This window comes from Hymenobacter koreensis (genome assembly GCF_039541855.1).
Taxonomy (GTDB): Bacteria; Bacteroidota; Bacteroidia; order Cytophagales; family Hymenobacteraceae; genus Solirubrum; species Solirubrum koreensis.
In genome coordinates, this window is sequence record NZ_BAABHA010000015.1 from 439,776 (window position 1) to 460,336 (window position 20,561).

At 65.5% G+C, this 20,561-nt stretch carries 22 protein-coding genes; 17 read left to right on the plus strand and 5 right to left on the minus strand.

The features are described from left to right. Both ABD903_RS20790 and ABD903_RS20795 read left to right on the plus strand, forming a co-directional pair. A complete protein-coding gene (locus ABD903_RS20790; RefSeq protein ID WP_345227403.1) occupies positions 1–279 on the plus strand; it encodes a hypothetical protein in 279 nt (92 codons plus the stop codon). Positions 280–289: 10 nt separating this feature from the next. Beyond that, a complete protein-coding gene (locus tag ABD903_RS20795) occupies positions 290–541 on the plus strand; it encodes a hypothetical protein (protein ID WP_345227404.1) in 252 nt (83 codons plus the stop codon). 49 nt (positions 542–590) lie between these two features. On the opposite strand, the gene ABD903_RS20800 is transcribed toward ABD903_RS20795, so the two are convergent. The 3 genes from ABD903_RS20800 to ABD903_RS20810 form a co-directional block, all read right to left on the minus strand. Beyond that, positions 591–929 carry a hypothetical protein gene (locus ABD903_RS20800; RefSeq protein WP_345227406.1) on the minus strand — a complete coding sequence of 113 codons (339 nt, stop codon included), beginning with the start codon at positions 927–929 and terminating at the stop codon, positions 591–593. A 15-nt stretch (positions 930–944) separates the two neighbouring features. Continuing rightward, positions 945–1,442 carry a hypothetical protein gene (locus ABD903_RS20805; RefSeq protein ID WP_345227407.1) on the minus strand — a complete coding sequence of 166 codons (498 nt, stop codon included), beginning with the start codon at positions 1,440–1,442 and terminating at the stop codon, positions 945–947. A gap of 77 nt (positions 1,443–1,519) precedes the next feature. Next, on the minus strand, positions 1,520–1,903 hold the full coding sequence (locus ABD903_RS20810) for a hypothetical protein (protein WP_345227409.1): 384 nt from the start codon (positions 1,901–1,903) through the stop codon (positions 1,520–1,522). Between the two features lie 53 nt (positions 1,904–1,956). On the opposite strand from ABD903_RS20810, the gene ABD903_RS20815 reads away from it, so the two are divergent. Together ABD903_RS20815 and ABD903_RS20820 are read left to right on the plus strand one after the other, a co-directional pair. After that, on the plus strand, positions 1,957–3,774 hold the full coding sequence (locus tag ABD903_RS20815; protein ID WP_345227411.1) for a hypothetical protein: 1,818 nt from the start codon (positions 1,957–1,959) through the stop codon (positions 3,772–3,774). Positions 3,775–3,783: 9 nt separating this feature from the next. Next, on the plus strand, positions 3,784–10,740 hold the full coding sequence (locus tag ABD903_RS20820; RefSeq protein ID WP_345227413.1) for a hypothetical protein: 6,957 nt from the start codon (positions 3,784–3,786) through the stop codon (positions 10,738–10,740). A 53-nt stretch (positions 10,741–10,793) separates the two neighbouring features. Here ABD903_RS20820 and ABD903_RS20825 read toward each other — a convergent pair whose 3' ends face one another. Further along, positions 10,794–11,066 (minus strand): hypothetical protein, encoded by a 273-nt coding sequence (locus ABD903_RS20825; protein WP_345227415.1) that lies wholly within the window; start codon positions 11,064–11,066, stop codon positions 10,794–10,796. 10 nt (positions 11,067–11,076) lie between these two features. Then, positions 11,077–11,757, minus strand: a complete 681-nt coding sequence (locus tag ABD903_RS20830; protein WP_345227417.1) for a hypothetical protein — start codon at positions 11,755–11,757, stop codon at positions 11,077–11,079. A 121-nt stretch (positions 11,758–11,878) separates the two neighbouring features. On the opposite strand from ABD903_RS20830, the gene ABD903_RS20835 reads away from it, so the two are divergent. The 13 genes from ABD903_RS20835 (at position 11,879) to ABD903_RS20895 (ending at position 20,551) form a co-directional block, all read left to right on the plus strand. Next, positions 11,879–12,127, plus strand: coding sequence for a hypothetical protein (locus ABD903_RS20835; RefSeq protein WP_345227419.1), 249 nt, complete (start codon positions 11,879–11,881; stop codon positions 12,125–12,127). Beyond that, positions 12,128–13,099, plus strand: coding sequence for a hypothetical protein (locus ABD903_RS20840; RefSeq protein WP_345227421.1), 972 nt, complete (start codon positions 12,128–12,130; stop codon positions 13,097–13,099). Then, positions 13,092–13,469, plus strand: a complete 378-nt coding sequence (locus ABD903_RS20845; RefSeq protein ID WP_345227423.1) for a hypothetical protein — start codon at positions 13,092–13,094, stop codon at positions 13,467–13,469. Before ABD903_RS20840 ends, ABD903_RS20845 begins: the two co-directional genes overlap by 8 nt. A 3-nt stretch (positions 13,470–13,472) precedes the next feature. Further along, on the plus strand, positions 13,473–14,846 hold the full coding sequence (locus ABD903_RS20850) for an Ig-like domain-containing protein (protein ID WP_345227424.1): 1,374 nt from the start codon (positions 13,473–13,475) through the stop codon (positions 14,844–14,846). Then, positions 14,847–15,431: a hypothetical protein gene (locus ABD903_RS20855; protein ID WP_345227426.1), complete on the plus strand. Its 585-nt coding sequence runs from the start codon at positions 14,847–14,849 to the stop codon at positions 15,429–15,431. Positions 15,432–15,434: 3 nt separating this feature from the next. Beyond that, the gene (locus tag ABD903_RS20860) at positions 15,435–17,060 is read left to right on the plus strand and encodes a hypothetical protein (RefSeq protein ID WP_345227428.1); all 1,626 of its coding nucleotides are present in this window, start codon (positions 15,435–15,437) and stop codon (positions 17,058–17,060) included. 8 nt (positions 17,061–17,068) lie between these two features. Further along, on the plus strand, positions 17,069–17,527 hold the full coding sequence (locus ABD903_RS20865; RefSeq protein ID WP_345227430.1) for a hypothetical protein: 459 nt from the start codon (positions 17,069–17,071) through the stop codon (positions 17,525–17,527). After that, positions 17,527–18,279 (plus strand): hypothetical protein, encoded by a 753-nt coding sequence (locus ABD903_RS20870; protein WP_345227432.1) that lies wholly within the window; start codon positions 17,527–17,529, stop codon positions 18,277–18,279. The genes ABD903_RS20865 and ABD903_RS20870 overlap by 1 nt, the downstream gene beginning before the upstream one ends. A 2-nt stretch (positions 18,280–18,281) precedes the next feature. Further along, complete coding sequence (locus ABD903_RS20875) at positions 18,282–18,830, plus strand: hypothetical protein (protein ID WP_345227434.1); 549 nt, start codon at positions 18,282–18,284, stop codon at positions 18,828–18,830. A gap of 91 nt (positions 18,831–18,921) precedes the next feature. Beyond that, on the plus strand, positions 18,922–19,314 hold the full coding sequence (locus ABD903_RS20880) for a hypothetical protein (protein ID WP_345227436.1): 393 nt from the start codon (positions 18,922–18,924) through the stop codon (positions 19,312–19,314). 9 nt (positions 19,315–19,323) lie between these two features. After that, positions 19,324–19,791, plus strand: coding sequence for a hypothetical protein (locus tag ABD903_RS20885; RefSeq protein WP_345227438.1), 468 nt, complete (start codon positions 19,324–19,326; stop codon positions 19,789–19,791). After that, on the plus strand, positions 19,779–20,123 hold the full coding sequence (locus ABD903_RS20890; RefSeq protein WP_345227440.1) for a hypothetical protein: 345 nt from the start codon (positions 19,779–19,781) through the stop codon (positions 20,121–20,123). Before ABD903_RS20885 ends, ABD903_RS20890 begins: the two co-directional genes overlap by 13 nt. Further along, entirely contained in the window at positions 20,123–20,551 is a 429-nt protein-coding gene (locus tag ABD903_RS20895; protein WP_345227442.1) for an N-acetylmuramoyl-L-alanine amidase, read from the plus strand. The genes ABD903_RS20890 and ABD903_RS20895 overlap by 1 nt, the downstream gene beginning before the upstream one ends. The last annotated feature ends 10 nt before the right edge of the window (positions 20,552–20,561 follow it).

Genomic DNA, 20,561 nt, shown 5'->3' on the forward strand with positions numbered 1-20,561 from the left:
ATGAGCGAGTGGTTTAAAGCCCGGCAAATCATCCGCACCGACCTCGGCGTGGAATCCGTCCTCGACGTGGCGTTTCTCTACAACGACGTGCTGTTCGTGCGCTCGGCGAAGGGGTGGAAACTTGGCTTTGACAACAAAGCGCCCAAAACCCAAATCCACCTGCGCGACGGCAGTACCCTGTGGGTGCTCGCCCGCTTCGAGCGCGTCCTGGCCCGCCTGGAAGCCTACCACAACGGCACTTTGGAAACCGACGACATTCCCCAACCCTCCGACAACTAACAAACCAACAATGGCCGACAAGAAAGACAAAACCCCGAAAGCAGAAACCCCGGCCGCGAAAGCCGTGGAAGCCCCCAAACCGAAGCGCCTGCGCCTCGACCTCGACCTGTCCAACGTGCGCGTCATCGACCAGAGCTACGGCGGCGGCGGTGAGAAGCGCGTGGACGTCGTAATCCCCGTTCCGACGGGCGACGAAGAAGGCAGCGGTTTGGAGGGGCTGATCCTGCGCGACATCCCCGCCCGCTTCCTGCGCGAAGAATAATTTGCGGTTTGCAAAACGAAAAAAGCCCGGTCGTTATGACCGGGCTTTTTTATTCACCCATTTCCAAGTCCATGATCAACTTGCCGTAGTATCGAATAATAAGGCCGTCTTCCGTCAAAATCATTTCCCGCGCCGTGACGCGGTAGTAAATAATATCGTGTTCTTTCTTGTACCGCAGGCGCGGGATTCGATAAAACGTCAGGTCGTCGCCAGCGGCCAGCAGCACGCCGGTTTTCTTGTAGACATCATCTAGCCGCAGCTTAACCATCGCCCTGAGCATGTCGCCGCGTTTCTCCACCGGCCAATCCATCAAGGCGCTGATGGTTTCCGCCAGTTCGCGGCCGTGTTCAAAAACGTCGTCGGGAAGAATGGTTACGGGCACGTTCATGCCGCAAAGGCAGTCTTACTCCTTGCCTATGTCCCACCCCAAGGCCAGCAAGTCTCCGCGTAAATCCTTTAAATCTTCCTCTCCGCGATACTTGCTTGTCAAGCTGATGATTAAATCGTTGGATTCAGCGACCCACACCCGTTCCGCTACGCGCAGGTAGTGGTCTAAACCAACCACAATTTCATCGCCGACCAGAATTGGCCGGTGGCCGACTTCCTCGAACCACCCAACCACATTGCCCGCCATTGTTCCGTCTTCGTAATACTGTGTAAGTTCGTAGCGAGTGCTCTGAATATCGCGCGGAAGACTCGCAAGTACCGCCTGCGTTTGCGCATTTAACATGTTCAGCATCGCTACAGCCTTTGTATTGGCAGCCGAAGGAAACTCGTCTGCCGCTCCCTCTAACAGTGGCACATGCTTGGCAACGTAGTCGCTAATCTTGCGCAGCGTCTCAACAGGAGACAACTGCGGCTCTTGCGCCGTAAGCGCCAGCATTTCTTCGACAATGTTCATACCTCGTTCGTTGGTTGGTGAGGTAAGGTACAGGAAATTCGTACGATAAAACAATATTATATGTACAAATATTTTCCTTATCGACCCGTCTGCCGATAGACGTACACCACGCGGTTGCCGTCGTACCGCTTGCGCACCAACACTTTGCCCTGCAACCAACTGCCGTCGGGGCGGGGCTTGCCGAGGTCTTTGTCTGCTGCCGCCACCAAAAACGACGAGGCGGGGTAGGAGTGGTTGACCTCGACCACCTTGCCGCCCGCCAGCCGGTACGTGGAGCGCGAAAGAGAGTCGGTGCGGCCGAATACCAGCACTTGCGAGGTGGCCCGCAGTTCCACGCGGCCGGGCTGCTCCAAGGCCATGTCGCGCACCTGCGCGGCGCTGCACCCTAGGCAGTAGGTGTTTTGACCGAAGGCGGCGACGGCTACGCCACTGAGCAGGAGGGAAAGGAGCAGGTGTTTCATGGCGGCAACATAGGCCATATGTAGCAAATAAGTTTCGTACCTTGCTAGGAGATATGGAGCCACAAAATCCCGCTGAACTCGTCCCATTAGGCCAAGCCGCGACGGGTAGTGCCTACGTTTTACGCAACGACCCGACCGCGCTGCGCACCCTTCAACAAGCGGAGGGCGCCCGCCTGCGGCGCCGGCAGTTGGAAGAAGCGGCCCGTGCGAAAGCCAACCGCGAGGAGGCCAACCGCTTTATTACCGACCTCAAGCTGGACCTGCCCACGGGCGAGGAATACCAGAAGCTCGTCTACACCAAATTGGCTCCGCAGGTGTACAACGGCACCTTTGAAGACTACGCCAAGTACAAGGACGACCCCATGCGTGCCAAGTTATCGGCCAGTCAGCGCCAAGCGCAGTTTTACTACGAGCGCGACCGGGGTAAAAAGATTTCGGATGAACGACTTGCCCGCTCCAAGGCTTATTTGGCCGATACACGCCGCAACGGCAAGTACGCGGTCGAGCGTTTGATTGCGCTGCAAAAAGACGACCAAGGAAACTACCTGCGCCCCTCGCAATTTGACCCGGCTCGCTTTAACGAGGTCGATGACGATCCCGAGTCGTATGACGCCATCGCCACGACCCGCGAGGCCATCAAGGGCATCTTCACGGCCTCTACCCAAGCCGACGCCGTGGGCGGTCGGCCCGGTTCGTTTTCGCGCTCCGGCTCGCTGACCACCAACCTGTTCAAGCCCGTGCGCAAATCCGACGGTTCGTGGGACGTGGAGCGCGGCGCCGACGGCACGCCCTTGGTGCAGCTTGACAACAACACCCTGCAACAACTCAAGACCGACTACGGCTTCAACGTGGTGCTCAAGGGCGAAATGAAGCGCCTCGGCACAAACGATGAGGTTGCGGCGGCCAAAACGCTTCTGTCGTCCTTTGGCTACGCGAAAGAAACCGAGCAGGAGCGTTACAACCGCTACCCCTCGGCCGGCCGCTCGGGCACCAACACGGTAACCGTGCAGGCCCGCGACGGCGGCCCGTCGTTCGTGACCACCGGCACGGGCAACGACGCGGGCTACTCGCCCGACGCCACACGCTTCTCGGTCTACAACCCGAAGAAAGGCCAAAGCGAGCCGCTGAAATACAGCAACGCCCAATTCAGCCGCGTCACGACGGTGGGCGCCGACGGCACGACCACGCACTCGGCCAACAACAAGCTCGCGCTCAACATCAACTTCGACGCGCTCGAAGTGGGCCTGCTCGACCCCAAGACGGGCGAGAGCGTGTTCCCCTCGGCCGACGACGTGCAGCGGGCCAACGGCAACTACGCCGCTGCCCTGACCAAGCTGCAACTGCGCCCCGAAAACCAACGCTTCTCCCAAGCCGGGCTGGTGCTCATCGGCTCGTCGAAGAAAAACGAGAACTACGGCGGCAACCCGCAGGAAATCTTTGCCCAGCTCAAGGAAGCCCGCGACGCGGCCAAGGGCGGCGACGGCGACAAGTACAGCGAAATGATGAGCCTGTTCGGTGGGCAGAAGGTGTGGGACGCCGACGCGCAACTGTGGGCTAAAGCGCAGAGTTTGGCCAACGAGCAGGAAGCCACCTACCGCATCCCGTTTTCTGGCTCCGAGCGCCAGCGCGCCATTCAGTACTCGAACGGCAAAATCGCGCCCTCGCCCAAAACCACGCGCACGCTCGCCCAGGTGCAGCGCGAACTGGAACTGGCCAAAAAGCGCAACGCGGGCCTGCGCCCCTCCAAAGTCGTCAACCCCGACGTGGTGCCGCAAAAGCCCGCCGCCGTGCGCCCCCAAGGCTTGCCGGGCCTGAACCCGTTCTACCAACCCCAACCCGCCGCGCGTTCCAACAACGCGGGCCTTTACTAATCCGCCTTCATGGAGCAAAAGCCCCTGATCACGCCCGAGCCGCCGCTGAAACGCCTCTACACCAACTTGCGCCAGCGGGAGCCGGAGTTTACCATCGACTACGACCAGTTCGCCAAGGACATGGCCGACGAGGCGAACCTGCGCCAGTTGCACCAAACCCTGAGCCAGCGGTACGCCGAAGACGGGTTCTCCGTGCCCTACGACCAGTTCGCCAGTGACCTCGGCGTAAAAAAAAAGCCTGGTGGAAGCGGCTCTGGCGCTGGCTCGTCGCCTAGCCCGGCTGTTTCGGCGGACGAGGTAGCCTACACGCCGCTCGACGCCGAGCAGATGCGCCGCGACGTGCTGGCCCAGGACAGCGCGGACGCCAACCCCACGGCCCTCGGCGTGCCGGCCGGCGCCCCCGGCGAACTGACGCCCGGCATGGTGCAGGCCAGCGAAGCCACGCCCGGCCGCGAGGAAATCGACTTCCTGGGCACGCGCCGCCCCGAGGGCTTGGGCGTGCTCGCCGATCCGCAGGAAGTAGCGGCCCCGGCCCCGGCTGCCGAAGCACCCGATCTGGCCGACGACGGCTTTTGGGCCAGCGCGGGCAAAGCCCTCTACAACGGCCTCGACTGGAAGCGCATCGGCGGCAACCTCGTCGATTACTTCGGCGACATCACGGAAACCATTGCCAACAACACGGCCTACGACGACTACGGCAATCCGCTCACGCCCATCAAGGAACTCGGCAAGCCGCTGCGCGACGACAAGGAATCGGACGCCATCGGCCGCGAGCTGCTGGCCCGCGCCAAAGCCACCGACCTGCCGCTGAGCCAAGCCGCGCAGCAATCGTTTCTCTCGGACCCCTCGCTGGCGTCGGCCGGCAATTTGCTCGGCGGCGGCATGGCCTCCATTATTCCCGTGGCGGCGGCCTCCATCGTGGGCGGCCCGGCCGCAGGGGCAGGGGTCGGCGCGGGCCTCGGCATTAGCGCCACTAAAGACGCGGCCCGCGACGCCGGCATTGCCGACCAGGAAGCCGCCATTACCGCCACGCTGCTGGCCCCCATTCAGGGCGCGCTGGAAGCGTTGGGCGTGAAAGACCCCGGCGTGGCCAAGCTCGCGCTGCGGGCCACCGTACGCGAAGCCCTAGCGGCCTCGGGCGGCAAGGTAACGGCCGAGGCGCTGACGGCCGCCATGAAAAAGGTGGTGCCCGAAGTCGCCCGCCGCGTGGGCGCCGGTGCCGTGCGCGAAGGCGTGACGGAAGGCTTGCAGGGCTTGGCCGAGGGCGAAGCCAAAGTGGTGGCCGACATCGTGCGCGCCAACCCCGAGGCGGAAGCCGGACAGGGCCGCTACGGCACCACCCAACTCGACGTGGCGAAAGGCGCGGCCGAAGGCGCATTGGCCGGCGCGGTATTGGGCGGTGGCCCGGCCCTGGTACAAGGCCCAGCCGCCCAACCCGCCGCGCCGCAGTATACCGTGCCCGCCGACGTAACGCCGGCCGAGCGCACGGCGGCGCTGGATGCCTACCCCAACATGGTGCGGATCGTGCGCCCCACGGGGCAGGCGATGTTCGAGGGCGCCTACGTGGCGGCCCTCTCGCCCGACGGCCAACTCGCCCGCATCGTCAGCGAAGACAACCAAGGCCAGCCGGTCGATACGACCGTGCCGGTGGAGTATATTCAGCAACCAACCGCAGAAGCCAATGCGGCTCAGCTCGATTCAGGAATACCGGGGCAAAACGACACAGGGAACGCACAAGCTGCGAATGTGGGCGTTCCTACACCGTTACCGACGGCCGTTGTTTCAGAAAATGTGCCTGACCTACAAGCTGGTGCCGGCGCGGTGGATATTGCCAATAGTGAAGCCCCGCCAATTCAACAACCCGTTGTAGCCAATGAGCAACCACTACCCGAAGCAGCCGCCCCCGCGCAAGAAGCCGAAGCCCAACCAGCCGAAGTTGTAGCGCCTGTTCAGGAAATTCCCGCGTCCACGAATAATGGACAGCCCGAAGAAAGTGAACAGCCGACCTTCGCCGCCCGCGTGGGCAAAAGCACGTACTCCGTTACCGAGTCGGCGAACGGGCGGGTGGTGACCAACGACAAAACCGGCGCCGTCCTCTCCGACGCCAGCAGCCAGTACAAAGCCGCCGTCAAGCAGGCCGACACCGCCCGCACCGCCGCGCAGCAGCAAACCACGGCCACGGCCAACCGCGACAAGCTCGTGGGCATGGTGCAGGACTACAACCGCCTCAACGGCACGCAGCGCAACTCGGCCAAAGGCTCGGCCGCCCGCGCCGCCATTGCCCGGCTCGCGGGCGAAACCGGCCTCGACGCCAAACTCAACAGCGGCAAGTTTGCCCTCACCACCCCCGACGGCAAGCGCGTGACCCGTTCGGCCGCGCCCGTAACCCTGAGCAGCCCGGCCACCACGCCGCCGCTGGCCCAGCGCAGCCCCGCCGTGCAGCAGGCCACGCAGGAGCTGGTGAACATGATCGACGGCAGCGCCGGCCAGATGCTGCCGGGCCTGAACCTCGGCCGCGACGGCTTCACCAACGCCCGCGACGTGCAGGCGGCCGTGAGCGACATCAAGGCCGGCAAGCACACGGTTCGCGCCGACAAGCTCATCGCCCGCGCCGAGGAAGCCGAGCGCGTGGGGTACTTCACCGTGGACGACCCGATCCTCGGCCCGACGCCCGTGTACGTGGGCGAAGCCGCCAACCCGAGCAACCCGCAGGCGTGGGGCGAGGACACCCGCGCCGACGAGGACATTGCCGATTTGCTCGACAACGAACCCGAACTGGCCAACTTCGTGGACTCGCTGGCCGCCGACGAGTTCGGCAACCTCGACCTGCCCACGCTGGCCGCCAAATTGTCTTCCCCCATCGCCCGCGACCTGTTGGGCGAACAAACCGTATCTTCCCCCGCCTTTCAACGCCTGCTCGACTATGCAACCTCAGAATCCCAACCAGCCGACCGACCAGCCGGGGCCGCACCCGCAGCACCCGCGCCAGAAGCAAATCAACGTCCTGCGCAACCTGCGCAACCTGCTGGTGAAAGCCAACCAGGCGCCGCCGAAAAAGTAGCGGCCATCCGCGCCAAGCGCGACGCCATTGCCGAGCGCATCCGGCAGAAGTCGCTGGCCCGGCTCAACAGCCTGCCCGTGGACTTGCTGCCCGACTACGTGGAATACCTGAGCACCTACGTGGAGGAAGGCGTGGTGCGGGCCAAAGACCTCGTGGCACGGCTCAAGGCCGATTTGGGCGACACGCTCGACCCCTCGGCCACCGACGACGAACTGCTCGGCCTCGCAATGGCGGCGGGCGGCAAACTGGATACCGCCGCTGCGCTGCCCGAAACCACGCCTGCCGCCGAAACCACGCCTGCCGCCGAAACCAAAGAGCGCAAATCCGCCTCCGGCATCCTCGGCACGGCCCCCGAAATTGCCGACCGGGTAAAAGCTGCCGGCCTCGACCGCTACACGCCTTCCTCGCGCACCGAAGCCGAGCAACTGGCCGTGCGCCACCTCGACTTGGTGGGGCTGACCGAGGGCATCGCGCAGGCGCTCGAAGGTAGCGGCGCCCCGCAGATGGTGACCGTGTTCCGCATCAAAACCTTGGAGCGCATCAACGAGCAGATGCGCGGCGCCGACGAGGCCGCCCGCAAGCCGCTGGCCGAAAAGGCGTACGCGCTGGCCAAGCTGCTGGCCGAACGCGGCACCGAGCAGGGGCAGGCCATCGAAGCCTACAAGCTGCTGGCCCGGCTCACGCCCGAGGGCGCCGTGTACGTGGCGACCAAAGAAGTGGGCGAGCAGCGCGCCAAGCAGCAGGCCCGCGCCGACAAAGCCGGCAAGGCCGTGGGCGTACGCGTGCGCAACGTGAAAAAGCAGGCCGTGGGCGCGGCCGTGAAAACCGAGCGCGTGAAAGCCGCCGCCGACCGCGTGGTGGAGTGGCTGGCCACCGGCACCGACCCGCAAACCGCCCCGGCCCCGGCGCCCGCCGACGGCCCGGCGTTCGGCACGCAAAACAAGGTCTTCACCAAGCAAAAGTTCGCCGACGCGCTCAAGCGCCTGCGCAGCAACACCCTGCGGGCGGGCATCGACCCCGACTACGTGGTGGTGGCCGGCTACTACGTGGAGGGCGGCGTGCGCTCCTTCGCCGACTTTAGCAAGCGCATGGTGCGGGCCGTGGGCGCGAAGGTCAAGCCCCTGCTGCCCGACCTCTACGACACGGCCAAAGCCGACTTCGTGGCCGCTGGCGGCAACCCCCAAGGCTTCGACGGCGCCGACGGCGTGGAGCTGGCCCTGCGCCAAGAGCAGGCAACCCTGCTGGCCGGCCGCATCCTGCAAAAAGCCACGCCGAGCACGCCCGCCGCCTTCGACCCCGTGCAGGACTTGCTCAAAACTCTCACCCTCAAAGCCACCGAGGGGCTGCCGGGCACAGCCAAGCCCGCGCCCAAATCGGCTATCGAACTCATCGGCGCCGCCATCCAGAACCAAGACGAGTACGCGGCGGTGTGGGAGCGGGCCAAAGACGCGGTGACGGATAAGATCATTGCCAATAAGAAGCTGACGCCGGCCGAACAAGCCGCCATGCGCCAGCGCCTCGACGACTTCTACACCGAGGTCATCGGCACGCCCTACGCGGGCCAGCAGTTGCAGAAAGCCGTGCAGGACGGGCTGAAAGACCTCGGCGCGAAACTGCAAACCCTCGCCCGGCAGTACGTGGGCGACGCCGAGGCCGTGGGCCAGAGCCTGTCGCAATACCTCGTGCAGCAGGCGGGATTGAGCGGGGCGCAGGCCGATACCTTCGCGCAGGCCGTGGAGCAGGAGTTTGCCGCCCAACTGGCCGAGCGCCAGGAGCGCATCATCGACAAGCTCTACGCGGCTAAGGTGCGCTACAAGCTGCCGAAGAAAGCCCGCACGGCCCTCGACAAGATGCAGGAGCTGTTCACCCTCTCCCCGGTGGACGACGCCCGCATCGTGGGCCTGATTGCCGACAACAGCGACCTGCCCGAACTCACGGTGCAGGACGTAGCCACCCTGCGCGAGCTGGCCGAGCGGGTGCAGCAGGCGCCCGAGGGCTTCCAGAAAGACCGGGCGGTGTCGGATTTACTCACCGCGCAGGCCCGCATCAAGGGCGTCTCGTGGATGGAAATCGGCAACGCCATGTGGTACGCCAACGTGCTTTCCGGTCCCAAAACCCACGCCCTGAACCTGCTGGCCAACTCGCTGCAAACCGTGGCCGAACTCGGCGTGAGCACGCTCACCGGCCTCGGCAACGGCCGCTACGCCACGGCCTCGGCCAAAGGGTTGGCGGCGGGCCTCAAGCGCGGCAGCCTCGACGCGGCGGCCGTGCTGCGCGACGGCTACGAAACGTCGCAGCAGGCCAACAAATACGAAATCCCCGGCCTGCTCGAACAGTTCGTGTTTGCGGGCGGCAAGCTCAACCCCGTCAACTACCTCAAGTACGTGACCCGCGCCCTGAAAGCGGGCGACGTGCTGTTCAGCTCCGGCCTGAAAGAAATGCGGGCCTTCGAGCTGGCCACCAAGCAAGCCCTGGAAGAAAACGACACCGACCCTTCGGTGGCCGTGTGGGCGCGCGTGAGCGAGTTGCTTTACCGCACCCGCGACCGTTTCGAGCTGGCCGACGAGCAGGCCCAGCGCGAAGGACTGACCGGCCTCGACCGCCAGCGCCGCGTCTACGAACTCATGGAGCAAAGCCGCGACGCCCGCATCACGGAGCAGGCCCGCGAGTACGGCACCCGCGCCGTGTTCAACGGCGAAGTGAAGGGCGGCCTCGGCCACGTCGCCATCGGCATCCAGCAGATGAGCGAGAAGTTCCAGTACCGCGATTTCAAGCCCTTGAAGTTCGTGGTCCCGTTCACCCGCGTCATCACCAACGTGGCCAACGCCTACATCGACTACACCCCGTGGGGCGCGGTGCGGGCGGGCAAAGGCGGCTACGTGTTCGGCGGCGAGGCGGGCAGCGGCACCCAGCAGGAATTTACCCGGCAGGAGCGCCAGCAGCTCGTGGCCAAGTCCGTGGTGGGCGGCGCCTTTACCGTGGCCCTGTTCGCGCTCACGGCCGGCGAGGGCGAGGACGAAGCCCCGCTGGAAATCACGGGCGCGGGCACGGGCGACGTGAAGAAAGACCAGCAGTTGCGCCTCACCGGCTGGCAGCCCTACTCGTTCCGTGCCAAGGGCAGCGGGACGTGGGTGAGCTACTCCAACTCCCCGGTGGGCATGATGCTCGCCGTCGTGGGCCACGTTCGGGACGGGCAGAAGTACCGGGGCGAAACGCTGGAAACCAGCGACGAGCTGCTCGCCACCACGGCCACGATGATGTTCCGCACGCTGCAATACGTGAAGGACATGACGGCGCTCAAGGGCGCGGCCAACTTCCTCTCGGCCGTGGATTCGCGCAACACCAACCAGGTGGGCGAGTACCTCAAGCGCACGCTCACCAGCTCGGCCAAGGGCTACGTGCCGTTCTCGGGCTTGCTGACCCAAGCGAGCAAGGCCACGCAGGACACCAAAAAGGACAGCCGCAGCTTCGGGCAGATGCTGGCCCAAGACATTCCCGTGGCCCGCAACTACGCCAACGACCAGGTGGACGCGCTCGGCGACCCGGTTCCCGTGGACACCGACCGCCTGTTCTCGTCGGCCCCGGTGCGCGACGCGCAAACGCAGGCCGTGTGGGACTGGCTGCAACAAAACGGGTTGTTCATCAGCGTGCCCAACCGCAACTCGGGCGGGATGCTGGTGACCAAGCTCAAGGGGGAGGCGAAAGAGGTTCCCATGACCGACGACGAATACCACGCCTTCATGGCCGCCCGTGGCCGCATCCTGAAAAACGCGTTGCAAGTCACCATGCCGCTTCTCCGCACACTCAAAGCGGAGGACGCCAAAAAGGCGCTCAACCGCTACAGCGAAAAGGCCACCGAAATGGCCAAGCGCGAAACCTTCGCGCCGGGAATGCAGCCGAAGTAGGAGAGAAGCAGGCATAAAAAAGCCCGGCCATACCAGCCGGGCTTTTTTATGCCTCAGTCGCTTTCATCATTCGGTAGTTTCAGGGCCGCAAGCAGCGCCTCTAACTGTTGCTCTACTGTTGCATTCAGCATATCGAAGCGATGCAGAAGGTCGTTGGTTGGCCTGCTTCGGCTTAGCGTTTTTAAGCCGAGAACCTGCACATACCATTTCTTTTGCTCGTCTGAAAGGGTACGCCCTAACACCCTTGGCAACACCTCCGGCCTGATCTTCCGAAGGCTGCGGCCTGTTATTTCTTCTATCGCTGCCACAAGCTCTTGGGTTTTCATAACAAATGGATTAAGCCGCGAACAATTCAAGTTGTGCGCCCGGCGGCATGGCAATACTCTTGTACGGAACCAGCGGCACGGCGTTCGTCCACTGGTCGGCCATAGCCTCGGCAATACCAGCAAAGGTTTCGCTGCGGATTTTCCAGCGGTCGGGGGTATTAGGCAAAAAGTGAATCCGCTCCCGCTCGTTGCGCGGCAATGCCATCATAGCCTCCTTTACATTGTCCGTGGGTTGAAGCAGCGGCAGGCCATCCAGCCAGAAGCCGGTAGCCTTCTGCTCCATGTGCCCAAACATCCACGGCTGCACGACCTGATCCTGCCGTCGCCCGATGATTTCCACCGCGTACTTGTGCATGACCGGGTTTTCAAGCGCCTTATTCATCGGCAGGTCCAGCAGGCGCTTGAAAAAACGAGCGCCGTCTTCCATGTCGCGCCACCGCTGCTCGTTGCGGGTGCCGTCCTTGTTCCAGAGCCAGCGCACGCCGCTGTTGCAGAGGTAGGTACAGGGCGGGTGGAAAATGCCGAAATCAAACTGCTCGCGGGCCAGCACGGCGAAAATATCTTCCTGAAAATGCCACTCGGGATGCCCGCCGTAGGCCGGCAGAATATCACAGGAGTAAGCTTCGTACCCGCGTGCCCGCAGGGCTTTGGTGATTTTCTGGCTGGCTTCGCAGCCGACGATGATCCGCATGAGACAGGATTAAGGAACGTGTGCAAGGTACGAAACCTGTGTACGACTTGGTGCTTCCATCGCAAACTTTTTTCGTACCTTGCTAGTCAATACCGCCTCTCTTTCCACAACCCCAACCGCCATGCCCGCTACCGCCCCCGCCATGCTTGAGTCCTACACCCTGCGCGCCGAAGCCTCCGATTGGAGCAAGTGCCTGCACGTCGGCAAGCCCCACCTCTACGACACGCTCGGCCTCTTGTCGGCCTGCCGCTACCTGTGGGACTTGATTACGTCGCCCAAAACGAGCGAGGACAACAAGCCCGGCTACCGCCTGCAACTCGCCGCCTTCCAGGACGTGCTCATCCAGCGCCACTCCCCCTTTCAGCCCTAAATGACCGCTACGCTCACCGAGGACTTCACCACCGGCCAGCTCGTTGCCACCGACACCGGCGCCGCCCCCGTGGGCGCCGTGCGCCGCCAGTTGCTGCGCGTGCCCGAGCAGGGGCCGGAAACCCTCGTGGGCGAAAGCCTGACGGCCGTGGTGCGCGTGCCGCTGCCCTCGGACGGCGCGTACGCCTACCGCCTGCGGCGCGTGAACCCCACAACCGACGCCGAGCTGGCCACCAGCCCGGTCCTCGACTACTTGGCCACGGCCGCGCTGCGGGCTGCCGAAGCCGCGCAGTACGTGCGCCACGCCCGCCACGCCCGGCTGGTCGGCCCCGACACGGCCCACCGCCGCCTCTGGTCGCGCCGCTACGAGGCCCGCGCCGCCTTTGCCGAGCAGAACGGCGCCACCGCCCACGCCCTGACTTCGCTGCCCGGTTTGGCCGCAATGACCGTGGTGCCCGCTGCCACCGCGACCCCCACCGGCCTGCCGTGGCCGCAGGCGGGCGTCTACCCGGTCGTGGAGCGCGCCACGGGCCGCGTGACGGTCTACTTCGACGTGGCGACCACGGCTTCCGTCACGGCCACCGTGCAGCCCTTCCCGGCCACGTCGCCCGCCCGCCCGGTGGCGGTGACGCCCGGCGACCCCCGCTTTTCGCTGACCTTCCCGGCCCCGCAGGACGGCCCCTACATCGTGCGGCTGCGCGTGAACGGGTTGCCGCTGGCCACCGTCGTCGTGCTCGTGGACCAAACCGCCGCCCGCGCCTTCCGCGAGCTGAACCGCTTGGTGGCCGCCCCACAGGCCCGGCGCGTGCTGGGGCTGGCCGACGCCGCGTGGCGCGGTGCCCTCGCCCGGTTGCGCTGCGCCGTGGCCGCCGCCGACCTCGCCCAGCCCCAGCTCGCCGATACGTTGCGCCTGAGCGCCCGCCCCCTGTTTCCCACCGGCCCGACGGCCCTCTACCCGCTACGCCATGCGTAACCCTTCGTGGCCCGTGCTGTTCCGCGCCGCCTCCGAGCGGCTGGCCCAATTCGGGCAGCAGTTGCTGGCCGCCGACGCCAGCGGCGCCCCCACGGCCGCCATCGAGCAGGCCGTGCTCGACCTCTCCTTCGGCCTCGAAGAAGCGGCGGCCTGCGCCGACCCGGCCGCCCGCTCGGCCGTCTACGGCTACCTGATCGAAACCTACGGCCTGCTCGCGCAAGGCCCGTGGCCGTTCGCCGAACCCCAACTGCCGGGCCTGCCCGCCGACGGGGGCGTGCTCGACTACCGCATCCTCTACCTCAACGGCTCGCCCGTGCTGCTCAACACAAACCTGTACGCCGCCGCCGCCGACGTGGCGCCCCTTTCGTAAGCTATGGCCGACACCCCGATTAACTACACCGACGCCTCGTTCGTCCGTCCCGCAGGCGAAGCCATCGCGGACACGGAGGCGATGTTCAACACCTCCACGGAGGGCGTGACCCGCCTCGACTCCGTGGCCAAGGTGCGCGAGGCCATCGCCCCGGCCACCATCCGCGCCAACCGCAAGCCCCGCACCACCACGGCGGGCCGGGTCGGGCAGGAATTTTGGTTTCTGCAAGGCGCGGGCAAGTGGAGCATTTACCAGCACAGCGCCCCCATCGCCGACGGCGAAAACCCCGAAACGATTGGCCCGTGGGTGCTCGTGCAGGAAATCGGCCTGCAAAGCGGCGTGTTCACGTCCACCAAGAGCTTCACGGCCAACTGCCCGGCCGGCCAAACCGGCGCGCCCATGACCCGCGAAGCCACGCGCAGCTCGACCATCAGCCAGGACGACGCGGACGCGCAGGCGCTGGCCGCCGCCACGCAAGCCGCCACGGCCGCGCTGGTCTGCTCCGTCGTGGTCGTGACGCCCACCAACCAGATTCCGGCCGTCAGCGTGGCCGCCTCGCCCAGCCCGGCCACGGTCGGCGTGTCGATGACGCTCACGGCCACGGCCAACGACGCCGACGGCGAGGTGGTGAAGGTAGAGTACTACAACGGGCAAACCAAACTCGGCGAAACCGGCTCCGCACCGCCCTACACCTTTACCTACGCCCCGACCGCGCCGGGCACGCTCAGCCTGACGGCGAAGGCGTACGACAACGCGGGCGGCGTGGGCACGTCGTCGGCCCTGTCGGTGACGGTCAACAACCCCGCGCCGGTCAACCAGTTGCCCGCCGCCAACCTGTCGGTGCCCAAGACCACGCTGGCCAACGGCGAATCCATGACCGCCACGGCCACGGCCTCCGACCCCGACGGCACGGTGGTAAAAGTGGAATTGCTCGACGGCACCGCTGTCGTAGCCGAAGACAGCACCAGCCCCTACAGCCTCAACTACGCCAGCACCGTGGCGGGCCAACACACGTTGCGCGCCCGCGCCACCGACAACAACGGCGGCGCGACCCTCTCGGCACCCGTCACCGTCACCGTGCAGGCGGCCGTGGTCGTGCCCGCCAGCTACGAAGTCAACCTCGGCAACGGGCAGACCGACGCGCAAACCGGCGTGCTGCTGACCGTGGAACCGGCCGAGCCGGACGTGCTGCGCTTCAACCGCCCCGCTGCCGGCGACACCTCGCCCGGCGACATGGAAATCGTGTTCGACGACATCACCGTGGCGCTCGTGAATTTCCCGCTCTACCTCGTGGGCACGGCCTACGCCTACGACCGCAACGGCCAGCGGTACCTCGGCACCTTCACCAACGGCAAATCCACCCCCAGCGCGCAGTAAATGATCCAGATCAGCAAAAAGTTTACCCGCTTTACGTGGTACGGGCCGAACCTGGTGATTGCCGGCAGCGGCGTCACCCCGCCCGCGTGGGCGAGCCGCGTCAACTTCCTGCGCGGCATCAACGACGCGGGCACCGGCCCGGTGTCCTACAAGTTCGGCCGCGCCGTCAACTCGCTCGGCACGGCCGCCCGCCCCATCAAAACCGGCGAAATCCTCGAACTCGACGCGCTCAACATCGTGGCCGGCAGCCCCGGCTCCTTCTTCGAGGTGGACAACGGCGAGGCGCCCACGGCCGCCGCGCCCGAAACGATTGTGACCCGCGTGCCGGCCGGGGGCGTGCCCACGCCCGCCAGCCACTGCGTCGCGGGCCGTTTCACGCTCTCCGAACCCCTGTTCACCCAAGGCGCGGGCACCGTCACCTACCGGCTCGGGTCGGGCGCCTACACCACCCTGTCCGCGTTTCTGGCCCAAGTGGCGGCCCGCACCGACGCCGAGTTGGAAGCGGCCGGCCTGCCCTTCACCTTCCTCGTGACCCCGTTCGGCACGGAAGCCGTCACCGTTCAGCACACCTCTACCCCCGCCTAAGTAATGGGACGCGTATTCAGCCTCATCGACCCCGCCCTGCGCATCGCCTTCACCGGCACACCGGGCACGCCGCAAACCGTGACCCAGGGCTACTACTACTACAACAGCGCGGGCGAATACCTGCGCGTGGGCGCCACCGGCCCGGCCACGACCCTCGGCGGCGTGGGCTGGCAGCTCGTGCTCGAAAACGCGGCGGCCCTGCGCCAAACCATCGGCCAGCCCAACGGCCTCGTGCCGCTCGGTCCCGACAAGTTCATCCCCACCAGCTACATCGCCGGCAGCACCAAGGACGTGCTGCCCTTCCCCACGCTCGACGACTTCCCGGCCACGGGGCAGGCCGATACGATTTACATCGCCACCGAAACCGAGGGCAACCCGCAGTACTTCTGGTTCGGCTCGGGCTACGCCAAGCTCTCCGACTCGGGTTTGTCGGTGGCGGAAGTCGCGGGCATCACCAACTCGCTCAAAGCCCTCTCGGCCGCCAACCCCGTGGTCAGCCAGGAGCAGCTTGACGATCTGGTGGACGAGTTGGTGGCCAGCATCACGGCCAGCCGCAACCGCCTCAACCACACGGGCGAGCAGGGCATCGACACCATCACGGGCCTGCAAGAAAAGCTCGACGAGCTGGCCACCCAGCAGGGCGGCGGCATCAGCCAAGGCACCCTGGACACCGCTTTGACGGCCAACAGCCAAGCCGACCGCAACCGAACCAACCACACGGGCACCCAGCCCATCAGCAGCGTGGACGGCCTGCAAGCCGCGCTGGACGGGGCGCTGCCCGTCGCCTACGTGCTGAGCGCCACCAACGTGCTGCGGGGCCGCTACACCTCGCTCGCGCTGGCGCTGGCGGCCGGCACCACCGTGGACACCGACGTAATCGTGGTGGCCGGCTGGCAGGGCAACGCGGCCGTGAGCAAGAGCGTGACCATCATCGGCGGCGTGTACGCCAACATCGACTGCGGCGTGTTCCCCAACAACGCGGCGGCGGGCACAACCATCACCCTGCGCGGCATCGAGTGGCGGGGCCGGTTGGTGTTTATCCGGCCGGGCGGCGCGGGTGCGCAAAGCACCTACCGCCTCGAAGATTCGGTGGCCGTAGGCAGCGCCCACGCCGAGGTGTTTTCGCTCGGCACCGGCAACGGCCTCGTGACCACCTTGGCCCTCGTCAACTGCCAGCAACGCTCCACGCGGGCGTACGCGTCCTCCGTGGGCGTGGCCCAAGGCGGCGGGCTGCTGCGCTTCCAAGAGCGCACGGGCGAGGGACAGGTTACCCAGGTGAACGTCATCGACTGCACCTGGACCACCACCGACAACGCGCTCATCAGCGGCTACTGCGACGGCACCACCCGCATTTACCTGAAAGGCAAAACCACCCTGCGCCCCGGCGGGGGCCGGCCCGTGGCCGAACTCGGCAGCCACCTCACCCAGCAGCTCTACACCGGCTCGGCGCTGGCCGCCATTGTCGTGGACGAACGCGACGTGCGCGGCGGCGAAGGCCAGCCCCTCGTGTTTGCCGACGACGCCGAGTTCACGTCCGACGCCACCGGCCCGGTGCTCACCAGCCCCAGTGGCACGCGCTACCGCCTGACCGTTACCGACGGCGGCGAACCCGCCTTCACGGCCCTTTAACGCCACCGATGGGAAAGATATTCAGCATCACCGACGAAACCCCGCGCATCGCGTTTGTTGGCACGGCCGACATTCCGCAGCGGGTTATTCGCGGCCACAGCTACTACGCGGGCGGCGAGGAATACCTGCGCACCGGCCCCGACCAGTGGACGGGCGTGCTCGGCGGCACGGGCTGGCTGAAAATAGCAGGCGCGGGCGAACTAAGGCAAAAAAGCGGCACGCTCGTCACCTTTGAAGTAAACGCCGTGTACGCCTGGTTGAGCAGCGGCACCTTCGCCGTGAATACGGCCGGCGCCGCCAGCGGCGTGGTGGTGCATGCGTACTTGGGCACCGCCTGCACCGAACCCAGCATTCCCGGCGCGTTCGTGAAACGGGCCGGCACCTTCACGGCCGGGAAAAAACACACCTACGCCTTCATGGTGCGGCCCGACCAGAGCATCGAGTACTACATTCTCACCGAGGACTAATGGGCCTGCGTCAGTATTACCTCGGCCTGGCCGCGCAACCGGCCCCCGTGGGACCGCCCGTTCTCACGCCCCTGCCCACGGCGGGGTTGTTCGCCCGCTGGAAAGCCGGCGAGGGCATGACCCTGAGCGGCAACCAGGTCGCGGGTTGGACCGACAGCGTGAGCGGGTTGGTGGCCTACCAGCCCACCGCCGCCTGGCGCCCGGTTTACGACGCGGCTGGATTGAACGGCCAGCCAGGCCTGCTGTTCAACGGCAGCTTGTTGCAGGTGGACGGCCTGAACCTGTCGGACACGCAGCAGCTCACCGTGGCGCTGGTGTTGCGCCTCGACAACAACGGCACCCATATCCTGCTCGAACACAGCCCCAACTACAACGGGGTGCAGTCAGCCTGGCTGCTCTACCGCGACCTGGAAGGCAGCACGCCCGCCACGCAGGCGGCGGTGCTGCTGGCTGGCGGCTACGGCCGGGTGCTCAATCCCGGCCCGGCCAGCGCGCCGCACGTGACGGTGTGGACCGTTGACACGGCCACCGCGCCCATGTACCGCCTCGACCTGAACGAGAGCTCCGTGCTGCCGCCCGTCGAGTACGGGGCCACCAACGTGCCCTTCGTCAACCAGCCCTTGTTTATCGGCGCCCGCGCCGGGCTCGTGGCCCCGATGAGCGGCGTGATTTCCGAAATCCTGGTCTACAAGCAGGCTTACACCGACCGCACGCAGCTCAAACAGTCCCTTTACGACACGTACGCCATCTGACCATGCTCGCGCTCGATTCACCCCCCATCATTCAATTGCAGGTAAGCAACCGCACCTTTAACGGCATCACCATCGGCCAATTGGCCCGCTACACCTGCATCGAAATTGCGCAACGCGCGTCCGGCGAATGCACCGTGAAACTATTCCTGGAAGTGACGCAGCACGAACTCACCCCCGAGGGCGAGGCGGGCGCGCAGTTGCCGAAAGACTTTGCGGTGCGCCCGATTCCGCTGATTGCCGACAACACCACCGCCGTCGATGCCCAAACGGGCGAACTGCGCTACCAACTGGTGTTCGACAGCGGTGCGTCGGCGGTGGACGGCCCCGCCCGCCCCGGCGAAGCCTACGACTACCGCACCGGCTTGCCCGTGCCCATCCCGGCGGTGGCCGCGGGCCTGAGCGGGTGGCGCGAGTTTTTGAAGGCCCACCCCGACGCACTGGCGCTGCAAGGCGATTTCTTCGTGTACGTACGCGACCATGTACCCCAAAAGATTGCGCTGCTGGTCACCAACCACATTCAGGCGGCCAACGCTATGGGCAAGTTCGCCTGATGCTGCCCGCTATTTGTTTTTGGGCATCGGTGGTAGCCTTGGCCGCGCGCTACGCTTATCTGATTCACACCCGCCGCTTGTAATACCCGCTATGCCTCCCCCCAAGACCCCTTCCCGCGCCACGCGCGAAACGCCCGCCAACCAGATCATGCAGATCATGCAGATGATGGAGCGCGTGGCCGACGACTTGGCCGAACACAAGCAGGAGCAGAGCGCCCGCAACAAAGTCCTCGACGAGCGCCACGAACACGCCACCCGCACCATCGAAAACGTGGACTCGGGCGTGAAGGAAATTTTGGTGGCGATGGTCGGCAACGAGAAGTTCGAGCAGAAGGGGCTGGTGCATACGGTGGTCGAACTCAAGAAGCTCGTGGGCGAACACGAAACCTTTAAAAACAAATTCATGGCCTACGCCGCCGTGGGCAGCATCCTGTGGGCCGCGCTCAGCGGCTGGGTGGTGGACAAGGCCAAGGAAATCTTCTAACAACCCCGCATGAAACACCTCCTGCTTGCCTTAGTGCTGCTGTGCAGCGCCTGCGTTGCGACCGACCCGAAACCGGGCAGCACCCACCACACCGTCCTGCACGCCGAACCCTACGCGGCGGCCCGCGACAGCGCCCAAGCCAAGCCCGCCAAGCCGCTGACCTTTCGCCAGCAGAAGAAGCTGGCCAAGCTGGAAGTCAAGCGCACCAAAGCCCTGCCGCGCACCGCGCCCGCCAAGATCAAGGTGACGGGCAAGGGCAACGCCGCCGCGTGGGGCGACCAGGCGCAGGCCACGGCCGCGTGGGACGAATCGGTCACCAAAGATCAGTCGAAAGACAAGTCCAAAACCAAAACGAACAGCAAAACAAAGGCCGCGTCGGGCGGCGGCTCCCTCGGCCCGTGGTGGCTCTGGCTCGTTGCCGTGGTGGCCGTGCTGCTGATTGTCAACAAAGCATTCCGAGGCCGATGGCTCCTGTAACCCAAACCGTCGCGGGCTTTTTCAAGGATGCGCGCGGCGTGTTCAACATTTTCACGGTCATCGCCCTGCTGGCGGGCCTGACGGTGGTGGGCCTGCCGTGGATCATCGTGCTGCGCGGCTACCCCAACCCCGAACGCATCGACACGCTGGCCTACGCCAACTTCTTCCTCGTGCTGGCCGCCTCCGTCGGCGACGTGCTGCTGAGCAGCATCATGGAGCACGGCTTTTGGAAGGCCCGCAAAGCCCCCGACCTGCTTATCGACTCGGACAAAACCGAGGTAAAAAGCGAGAAAACCACCGTTAACCCCGACCCCGACCAACTCGAAGCCTGATGCGCGCCATAACCAAGCTGTTTGTTCACTTTACGGGCGCTTCGGCCGCGCAATCGGTCGAGAGCATCCTGAATCACTGGCGAAATCACAACATGTGGGGCAGTGTACCCGGCTACCACATCCTCGTGGAACCCGACGGCACGGCCCACCGCCTCTACCCCGACGACAAGCCCACCTACGGCGTGGCCGGCCACAACAAGCACAGCCTGCACGTCTGCTTCATCGGCGACGGCGCCATGACGGCCGCGCAGGAGGCCACCATCATCAAGCGCCTGCGGTATTGGACCAAGCTCTACCCGAGCGCCGAAGTGCTCGGCCACCGCGACGTGTCGCCCGATTTGGACCGCGACGGGGTGGTGGAGCCCCACGAATGGGTGAAACGCTGCCCCGGATTTAGCGTCCGAGAATGGTGGGCAAAAGTTAAGTAAGTCTTTGTAA